Annotated in this window: 13 protein-coding genes and 2 pseudogenes; 2 read left to right on the forward strand and 13 right to left on the reverse strand. The window is 40.8% G+C overall.

Going from position 1 to position 9,195, the window contains the following annotated elements:
- Positions 1-306 (forward strand): annotated as a pseudogene (locus tag B5E92_RS15595) (IS21 family transposase); the annotation flags it as partial.
- A gap of 149 nt (positions 307-455) precedes the next feature.
- Here the strand turns inward: B5E92_RS15595 and B5E92_RS14385 are convergent.
- The 4 genes from B5E92_RS14385 to B5E92_RS14405 all read right to left on the reverse strand — a co-directional run bounded on the left by B5E92_RS14385 (position 456) and on the right by B5E92_RS14405 (position 2,985).
- Entirely contained in the window at positions 456-1,652 is a 1,197-nt protein-coding gene (locus B5E92_RS14385; RefSeq protein WP_087303309.1) for a tyrosine-type recombinase/integrase, read from the reverse strand.
- A gap of 79 nt (positions 1,653-1,731) precedes the next feature.
- A complete protein-coding gene (locus B5E92_RS14390; protein WP_021421702.1) occupies positions 1,732-1,935 on the reverse strand; it encodes an excisionase in 204 nt (67 codons plus the stop codon).
- A 375-nt stretch (positions 1,936-2,310) separates the two neighbouring features.
- Positions 2,311-2,559, reverse strand: coding sequence for a helix-turn-helix domain-containing protein (locus B5E92_RS14400; protein ID WP_021421703.1), 249 nt, complete (start codon positions 2,557-2,559; stop codon positions 2,311-2,313).
- A gap of 3 nt (positions 2,560-2,562) precedes the next feature.
- Entirely contained in the window at positions 2,563-2,985 is a 423-nt protein-coding gene (locus B5E92_RS14405; RefSeq protein WP_021421704.1) for an RNA polymerase sigma factor, read from the reverse strand.
- 526 nt (positions 2,986-3,511) lie between these two features.
- Here B5E92_RS14405 and B5E92_RS14410 point away from each other — a divergent pair.
- Complete coding sequence (locus B5E92_RS14410; protein ID WP_032509185.1) at positions 3,512-3,874, forward strand: helix-turn-helix transcriptional regulator; 363 nt, start codon at positions 3,512-3,514, stop codon at positions 3,872-3,874.
- A 69-nt stretch (positions 3,875-3,943) separates the two neighbouring features.
- On the opposite strand, the gene B5E92_RS14415 is transcribed toward B5E92_RS14410, so the two are convergent.
- From B5E92_RS14415 to B5E92_RS14455, 9 genes and pseudogenes are all read right to left on the reverse strand, one after another.
- The gene (locus tag B5E92_RS14415; protein ID WP_074141164.1) at positions 3,944-4,168 is read right to left on the reverse strand and encodes a hypothetical protein; all 225 of its coding nucleotides are present in this window, start codon (positions 4,166-4,168) and stop codon (positions 3,944-3,946) included.
- Positions 4,169-4,187: 19 nt separating this feature from the next.
- Entirely contained in the window at positions 4,188-4,568 is a 381-nt protein-coding gene (locus B5E92_RS14420) for a hypothetical protein (RefSeq protein ID WP_074141165.1), read from the reverse strand.
- 2 nt (positions 4,569-4,570) lie between these two features.
- Entirely contained in the window at positions 4,571-5,305 is a 735-nt protein-coding gene (locus B5E92_RS14425; protein WP_074141166.1) for an ABC transporter permease, read from the reverse strand.
- Positions 5,302-6,033: an ABC transporter ATP-binding protein gene (locus B5E92_RS14430; RefSeq protein WP_074141167.1), complete on the reverse strand. Its 732-nt coding sequence runs from the start codon at positions 6,031-6,033 to the stop codon at positions 5,302-5,304. Before B5E92_RS14430 ends, B5E92_RS14425 begins: the two co-directional genes overlap by 4 nt.
- Entirely contained in the window at positions 6,030-6,263 is a 234-nt protein-coding gene (locus B5E92_RS14435; RefSeq protein ID WP_074141168.1) for an AbrB/MazE/SpoVT family DNA-binding domain-containing protein, read from the reverse strand. The genes B5E92_RS14430 and B5E92_RS14435 overlap by 4 nt, the downstream gene beginning before the upstream one ends.
- Before the next feature lie 155 nt (positions 6,264-6,418).
- Positions 6,419-6,658, reverse strand: a complete 240-nt coding sequence (locus B5E92_RS14440; RefSeq protein ID WP_074141169.1) for an AbrB/MazE/SpoVT family DNA-binding domain-containing protein — start codon at positions 6,656-6,658, stop codon at positions 6,419-6,421.
- Positions 6,659-6,736: 78 nt separating this feature from the next.
- Positions 6,737-7,630, reverse strand: coding sequence for a conjugal transfer protein (locus B5E92_RS14445; protein WP_087303311.1), 894 nt, complete (start codon positions 7,628-7,630; stop codon positions 6,737-6,739).
- Positions 7,631-7,651: 21 nt separating this feature from the next.
- On the reverse strand, positions 7,652-8,659 hold the full coding sequence (locus tag B5E92_RS14450; protein ID WP_075877379.1) for a lysozyme family protein: 1,008 nt from the start codon (positions 8,657-8,659) through the stop codon (positions 7,652-7,654).
- Positions 8,656-9,195 (reverse strand): annotated as a pseudogene (locus B5E92_RS14455) (YtxH domain-containing protein); the annotation flags it as partial. The gene B5E92_RS14450 and the pseudogene B5E92_RS14455, both read right to left, overlap by 4 nt.

Here is a 9,195-nt window from a genome sequence, read left to right on the forward strand (position 1 = left end):
AGAAATTTTCTTTTAGAAAAAGAAAAAGGTGATCTGCTTCCGTTACCCAGCAAAGAAATCAGAAGCAGGTATCACCTTAAATTAAATGAAGTCTATGTTACAAATGAATCGCTATTCCAATATAAATACAATAAATATTCCCTACCACAAGAATATATTGGAAAACGTGTTGGATTAGCAGTTCAAAACAAAGAACTTCTTATATATTATAACGGAAAAATCATTGAAAAACATCCTATTACTAATAATAAATTTAATATAAAAGAAGAACATGAACTTTATTATAAAAACTCACTAAATTTCTGATTATCTTTTCATAAGCTGGTAAATGTCGGTATAGCCTGTATTTTAGGGCTTTATCGGCATTTTCCTTTTGGAAGATACTCTGCATAAGCTGGCATTTACCAGCATGAAAATGCAACCAAAAGTAGTAAATGAGTAGTACAATCACCGATTTAAGAAGCAAGAGCCAGTCTTTCAATTTCTGCTTTTGCTGAATTGAAAGTACCGTGTGCGTAGTACCCTAATGTCATGGTGATGTTTGAATGTCCCATGATGTATTGCAGGGTGTTCGGGTTCATTCCTTTGTTTGCCATGTTCGTGCAGTAGGTATGTCTGAATGAGTGCGGTGTGATGTTTGGTAGCTGGTCTTTATGTGTCTTGTTGTATTTCTTCACAAGCCCACGCAACATACTTTCGTAGTTGCCAGCCACTTTAGGGAAGCCCTTTTGGTTTAGGAACAGGAAATTGCTGTAACCATTGATAACGATAGGCTCTGCCTTTCCTCTGTTCTGTAACACTCGCTTAAAGGCTTGATAGGCTCTTTCTGTCATTGGAAGCTGGCGTTCTCCTTTTTTGGTCTTAGGTGTTTCAATGTAGTAGCCGATTTCAGTATCTTTCAATAGCTGGTGGTCTACATTGATGATACGGTTTGCCATATCTATATGGACTGTCAGACCGCAAAATTCAGAGATACGAAGCCCCGTTTCCAGAAGAATAACCACTTCATCATAATACTTGCTGTACGTCTTGTCCTGTTCCATAAAGGCAAGCATTTTTTCTTCCTGCTCTGGCGTGAGAATAACTTTAGGCTCTGAATTATCTTCCAGAACATCACTCAATTTGAAGCTGAAAGGATTTTTTCTGATACAGTCGTCCTCAATCGCCATATAGAATGACGCTTTCAGTGAACGCTTGTAATTGCTAATCGTCTTGTAGGAAAAGCCATTCTCATACATTCGCATAGCCCATTCCTTACCGTCCGATAGCTTCACCGTATCAATGCTCCTTGCACCCAGAGGGTCGTTTTCCAGAATTTTCATAAGATACTGGCGACCTTTTTCTGTGTTGCGTTTCACATTCTTTCTCTGGCTGTTCTTCTTTGCGTAGAGCTGGCAGACTGTCATTTTCCCGCCTATGGTATTGATACCGTCGGCAAGGTCTTTCTTAATCTGCTTTTCTTTTTCTCTCAACGACAAATCTTCATGTTTCCCAGCGGGTGTCTTGTCTGTCGGAACAAGTTTCCAAGCATACTTAAACTGTGGTTTCCCGTATATATCGGTATATTTGTAAACGTATCTTCCGTCTTTTCTCTGGCTCTCTCCAAGTCGTAAATTGCGTCCCTTGCTGTCTTTTCTCTTTACATTAGACATAGTGCGAAGCTCCTTTCCGTCAAGGAATGAGCCGTTGATACGCTATACTTTATTATACCATACCTACGGCTCGCTGACATTAGATTTCGTCCAATGTATCAATGATTTTTTCAAACTGTTTTCGCTTAATCTGTACACGGTTTCCGTTGACAATCACCCAGCCAGCGTCGAGATTTTCCTCTGCCAGCTTACGCAATTTCTTTTCCCCGATACGGAAGTATTTTGACGCTTCCTCAATCGTCAGCGTGTACTTCTCCCAGATAGGCACATCAGTATTGTTCATAAGTATGCACCCCCTTTACTGTGTGTCTTATGGAAGCAGACAGACGGCTTTGGAAAGCTCCACTGGCATTTCAGCCATTCCCATTCCTGTGGGCAGAACCGCACCATGCGGGTGTATCATTATCCTGTGAATACAGGTCGTGGCAAAACGACTTTTCCAACGGTCGCTCTCGGATCACTGCATGGGTCGCTCGCTTCCCCTTATGGAAAAGGTCGTGGCGTACAGTCCCCGTGGCTCGCTGTATCACAAACGTATCTGTCTGCTTTATTCACTTGTCAAAGAACAGTGGCGAAAGCCATAGGCTCTCATGTGTAAAAGCAGAGGGCAGGACAGGAAAGAGGGGATTTCAACAAATCATGCCCTGCCATAATTGCTTTATTCTTCTGTTGGAACAGTACCGATATCGAAGTCTAAAATCATTTTGATAATAGCTTCTCTGATACGCCCTTTAAGCTCCATATCTACTACGATATAAACATTACCGTATTCATCATATAGAGGACGCAAACAGCATTTTGATATGTACGGGTCATAAAATGCCAGTATTCTTTCAATAGACTGTTCATTTCCGTCCACAGCAGATGAAATAAGTCGATAGGGTGGAAGTTTGTACCCTTTTTTCATGTTTTATTCACGCTCCTTTGTCAGTGTTTTCTTCAAATTTTGTAAAGCTCTGTAACGGTTTTTAAAAACTCCTGCTCTGGAAATTTTCTGTGCTTTTGCAATTTCTGTATCGCTCATTTCCAGAAAGTAGTACATCAGAAGATTTTCACGGTTGCGTTCCGATAATTGCTTTAACGCTTCTGAAAGTTCTTCATCAAGCACTCGGATTTCAACGCCGCATACTTCAAACACGGTATAGTCACTCATGTACTCGTCCCATACAGCCAGCTTTTCAACAACGATTTCTGGAAGTTCACAGAAAGGAATTTCTTTATCTTTACGACGTTTTAATTCCTTTTTATAATTCCAGATAACGCCCTTAACAGTACGTTTGAGCTTACAGTCAAACTGACACTGGATTGTCTTTTGGAAGTCAGACGGTTTCATCATCTCACCCCCTCTCTGTCCAGACGTAAAAGGTATCTATCCCTCTTTCCGCCCCACATCGGTACAGGAGTGGGTGATTTGCTAACCTGTATAAGAAAGAAATTCAAAAAAATATTGAACTTCTCATAAATAACAAAAACAGTCAATCAGCACATGAATGTACCAACAGACTGTTTTTGCTATGTTTGCGATATGAATTTTTAACTCATGTTTAGGGTGTGCTGACTGGATAACCATTGTAAGGCGGTTATTCAGTTGTGAATACTGGCGTGTTCGCTGATACGCAATCATAGCACACCCCCCTTATCCAGAGCTGTGCCGTGAGTGCAGAAGAAAAGGACAGCTCTGGTTATCCAAAACCGTCCTAATCAGATTGAAAGACATGGAAAAAGATATTACCTTAGAACGGTTTTTTTTATTTACCGTCAAGGTAATATTGATACGAATTACTAACGCATAATATATGCGCTTTTAACACATTCTAATCATGTGCCATGAAGTATAAACTCATGACAGGTGATTTGAAATGAGGAAAAAGAAAGACACGCACAGCTTTGATTTCCGTCCGTTAGGACTGGCAATCAGAGAAGCGAGAGAAAAAGCTGGGCTTTCCCGTAATGATTTAGGCGATAAGGTCTTTTACGGAGAACGTCATATCGCAGATATTGAGAATATAGGGAAACACCCCAGCTTCCAGTTATTTCATGATTTAGTGACAATGTTCCATATCTCTGTTGATGAATACTTCTATCCGCAGGAGAAAGCGGAAAAATCTACAATCCGCAGGCAGATAGACGTATCGCTTGATGAACTGACAGATGAAGAACTCAAAATCATTCAAGGAACAATCGACGGTATCATGAAATACAAGGGGACGGGAAGCAAATAGGCTTCTCGTTTTCTTTTTCCTCGCATAAGCTATCCTGCTGATCTGCTTTGCAGGAAGCAGGATAAGCACCTAAATCTTAGTTTTCTTTGTAATTGTGTAAATGTATTCTTCTGGTGTAGGTATCTTATTACCAAAATACTTTTTAAATCGTTTCTGTACCACTGGGTCTTGACTATTCATAGAGTTGTCAATATTCTCCTGTATTTCAGCCCTAAACTCTGGTAGCGACAATCCTCTGGCTTTTGCCCCAGCTTTTAAAATAGTTCTCATATCTCGTTTTTTAAGACCAATCATTTTGTCACCTCATTACCGATTAGATTAGAAAAGAATTTATAATCGCTATAACAGATTTATCAAATACGCTAACTTTATGCCTTGTTACTAAATTGATAGTATCGTTAATTGAAGTCAAGTTACCATTTTCCAAAAAAGCTAGGCAATTACATTCTAATGCAATGATAACTTTGTCTAATGTCCAGCAAGAGGATAAAGCTATCCTATGAAAGATTGCACATTCTTGTAGTTCACTTAAAATAATATCTTTATCAGCGTCCATATCTAAAATTGCAATATTCTCTAAAGAGCCGTTATTTATCGGGAGTAAATAATTCTGTATCTGTTGAAAAATCGCTAACCCTTGATAATCTGTAATATATTCAACGTTTAAATTTGTAAGAGAGAATACCTTAATCATTATTAGCCTTTCATTCTGCGTTTAAAGATAATAACAGACGGAATGATAAGTACCAGAGCGTATCCTAAAACCCATACAAGCTGTAATGGTATATCTGAAAAATTACCGTTTATTGCATAATTTACCGCATTTACTGCATGACTGAATGGTAGTAAATCGCAGACCGTTTTGAATGTACCACCAATCATATCCAATGATAAGACAGCACCACTTAAAAACACTGTTGCATTCACTAAGATTGTTCCAAATCCATTGACCGCATTATTTGTTGAAAGTACACTACCAATAAATAAGCCAAAACTGATAAATAATATCGCCACTGGAATTAAGGTCAAAATAGCTATAAAAATATTTATATTTAATTCTAATCCGAAGAACAGAGCTACACCAAAACAGCAAACAGCCTGTAAAATTGCAAGCGGAATTATAGGTATAGAATATCCTAAGATGTAATCAATTCCCTTCATAGGTGACGCAAATAATCGGGTTAGGAAAGAACTATTCCTATCGGTGGACATCAACGTACCTACAAAGGTACTTAGAAACGCCATTCCTAAAATCGTCATACTCGGTGCAAAATTTTGGACTTCAAATACATCAGCCATTCCACCGATACTTTCTTTCATCAAAGCTAACGCAATAATCAGCAAAACAGGAAATCCGAGACACATGAGAATACTCATGGGATCTCGCACAATTTCTTTAAAATTACGTCCTGTAAAAATAGTAAATCTCATAATTCAGTACCCCTTTCTGTATACATCAAAAATGCTTCTTCAAAATTTCTAGCACCAGATACCTTGATAATTTCATCAGCCGTACCAAGAACCTGCACAACACCCTTATCCATAATACAGATACGGTCAGCTAATTCCTCTGCTTCTTCAAGATAATGTGTTGTTAAAATCAAAGTTAATTTTCCTTTCAATTTTTCCATTGTTCCCCATAATTCTCGTCTTGCTCTTACGTCAAGCCCGATTGTCGGTTCATCAAGGAAAAGAATTTTAGGATTACTTATCAAAGCCATTGCGATACTTAATTTTCTCTGCCAGCCACCCGATAACTGTTTTGCTCTGTCATTTTTTCGGTCAGTTAGTTCAAAAGTTTCCATGATTTTGTCGGCTTTTTCCCTTGCTTCCTGTTTAGAACTACCATGTAAGCGGGCAATCATCATCAGATTTTCTTTAACTGTCAGCTTTGGTGCAACGGCTGTTTCCTGTGGAGAAAGGTTGATAATATCTTTTACTTTATCTGCCTGTTTTCTCAAACTGTTTCCTAACATAAGGGCATCACCACTTGTTGGCTCTGTCAGACAGCTCAACATTTTAATAGTTGTTGTTTTTCCTGCACCATTTGAACCAAGCATTGCGAAAAATTCTCCTTGTTTGATATTAAGCGAAAGAGAATTAACTGCTGTTAAATTTCCATATCGCTTTGTTAAATCTCTAATTTCTATTGCATTCATTCTTTGTCCTCCTTTTGAAATGCCATTTGAAACGCTTCGTTACAACCGTCCATTTTCTGTAAGGCAATTCCTTTGTCTTTATCAGCAAGTAACACTAATAGCTCGCCGATATGAATACCAAAGAAATCCCTTACCTCTTTTGGAATAAGAATTTGTCCTTTTGTTCCCACTTTTAAGGTGCCTAAATATCGTCCATTGTGGGAATAGTGTTCTGTAACATCTCTATTCACTATATCTCCTCCTTTTGGTATAACAAGTATTACTTGTTATACCAATATTAACACCAGCAGAGTAAAACGTCAATAGAAAAGTATTACTTTTCCTACTTTTTGCTAAAAGTTATAAAAAAGACGGTGCCATAAAAGCACCGTCTTAATAATTTAATTTATTCTGACTTCGTAGGTGATTGCCCAGAGTTAAACACTTGTTCAAAAAAATCTTTGTAAACCTCATATTTTTGAACAGCGATACCTTGTTTTGCGTCTGCTAATAAGACCAAAGTATCACCTGTACTGATATTTAGCATTTCTCTTGCTTCTTTGGGTATAACAATCTGTCCCTTTGGACCTACTTTCACAGAGCCGACAAATTTATCATTCTTTGTTTTTTTGTTTTCATCAGACATGAACTCGCTCCTCTCTAAAATCGTATAACATTTCCTACTTATTATACAACTCGAACAATAAAAAAACAAGTACTGGTTTTACTCTATTATCTTCCAGTTACTATCCTTATGAAGCGTCAACTCATACTGTGATACCTGTGTTGCCTTTGTCTGGTTATCAATGAACTTCACAGATACCTTGACATTCACATTATCTCCGTCCTTTGTAAATACTGGGTTTACTAGCTCGGAAAAGAGATAGTCCCCGTTTATCGGTTCAAGAGCGTTTCCCTCTACATAGTAGGCAAGCTCCTTATCCGTTGCGGTCGGGTACAGCTTAAAGAATGTTTCCAGAAACGCCGTAGCGTCATTTACCGTATCAGCGTCCACGCTGTTGTCTGCTTCCTGTGCCTTTGGTTCATAGCTGGATTTTTCCATAGCGGGGGCAAGGGTAGGGTTCTGTATGATAACCATATCCCCGTCGGCGTCCACATGAACGGTCACGGTATAGGTTTCTGATACGTTCCTTGTCTGGTCGCCCTCTTTTATCTGCTGATCTACTTCGTAGGTAACAGAAAAAGCGTTCTCCCCAAACTGTTCCACGTCCCAGATAAGTACATCCGTGACCGTGGAGCTGGTCGGTATATCCGTCCTTACCGTATCAACATTCAAATCCTGCAATTCCTGTGTCAGATAGGCACTGATAGCCTGTGTCCTTGCTTCGATTGCTTCCTTGCTGTTGCACCATGTGTAGTAGGATTTACAGAAATTCTTCACGAAATTTTCTATCCCGTTGGTGTCATTCAAGCGGAGCTGTATGGTTTCTATCTCATGCGTGGTGTGCTGGTCGATAGCGGTAAAGTTCTTATACACACCAAAGCTCACGCTTGCGATAAGCACCACCCAGAGGGCAATGACGGATTTCTTATGCGTCCCCACTTTCATAGTGCGGACTTTCTTTTCCTTTATCGGTTTTTCTTTCTTCTTGAACATGATATTTCCATTCCTTTCTTTCTATTGCTTAATTCTGCCAGCCCCGATAAGGTGCTGTTGCCAGTAGGAGCTTGTAAGGTCGGTGTAGCCTATCGGGTCGCCAGCGTGGTACATCTGATTGTTTCCTACATAGATACCGACGTGCGTTACATACGTTCCCGCATTGTAGGTACTGTGGAAGAACACCAAATCCCCAGCCTGTGCCTGTGAAAGCGGGATATGCTGGGTAGCGTCATACTGTGCCTGTGCCGTTCTCGGCAGACTGATACCAGCCTTTCCATAGCACCATTGAACCAGTCCCGAACAGTCAAAAGAAGTGTTAGGATTGCTCCCGCCGTACACATAGTCCCAGCCTTGATATTTCAGTGCTTCGTCCATGATTTTTTGAACGGTCGCATTATCGAATTTTGTAATCGTTAAATATTGGTTGACTATCTCTACATAGAACATATTCCCGTAGGCATATCGCCAGCCACCGTTGCGGGCGACAGCAATAGGGTTCGTGTAGGTGACTTTCTTCCCGCCAGACTTGTCACGGGCGAAATTCTCTGCCAGCGTGAAGCTGTGCTTTTTCCCATTGGAAGCCACATAGCCGATATAGCCACCGCCATAGTTATAGGACTGTATCACCACGTTTATATCCTCTATGCCTTGATTTTCTGCTGAAGAAAGCAGGGACGCAAAATATTTGCACCCCTGCTTGATTGAACTTTCCGTATCAAGGGAATTAGGCGGTAAGCCCATGCTCTCGGAACTCTGCATAACGTCCTCGGCTGTCCCGCCACTTTCCACCTGTATGATTGCCAGCAGATAGGGGACGTACTCGGATATGCCGTACTCTTTAGCGTATTTCTCTACCATAGGCTGATGTTTCAAGACCTCTGCGGACAGGTTCATGCCCGTTACCCATGAGGAAGAACCACCGCCCCCGTCGTCGTCCTCGGCACTGATAAGCACACCAAAGAAAAGCACTATCGCAAGAAGAAAGGGAAACAGACTGCCGATAAGGGCGATATGTCTTAGCTTCATTTCTTATGTCCTTTCTTTCCTGTCATGTTTAGGGTCGCTTTCTTGATGGTTCGCTCTTTTCTGGTGGTCTGCTGGTTCAGCTCTACACCATTGAGCCTTGTTCCGTGTTTCTGCAATACAGGTTCAGCAGATTTTGAAGCAAGCGGACGCTCCTTGACAGGTTGTGCTTTCGTCGGCTCGGTATGTACCTTGTCCGTAGTGACAGGACGCTTGATTTCCTGTGCTTTTCCTGTATCTGTCTTTGACGCAGGAGAAGCAGTCACAGGTCTGTCATGGGGACGGGTAGCTCCTGTTGTCGCTGATCCGTCCGTCGCTTTGCCAGACTGCTTTGCTTCCTGTGCCTTTTGAAGTTCTATACGCTTGTCAGCGATATTCTGTCTGTGTTGCTCACGCTTATCGGCACGCTGGCTCTGTCTAGTTTCCTGTCCCTGCACAATGCCACGCTTGAAGTCGGACACATTTTCCTTTGCCTTTTCCTTAGCGGAGTGCAGGGCATAGGCGGTCTGTGTCGGCATATCCTTGATATTCTCCTTGAC

The sequence above is a fragment of the Erysipelatoclostridium sp. An15 genome, assembly GCF_002160675.1.
GTDB classification, from domain to species: Bacteria; Bacillota_I; Bacilli_A; order Erysipelotrichales; family Coprobacillaceae; genus Thomasclavelia; species Thomasclavelia merdavium.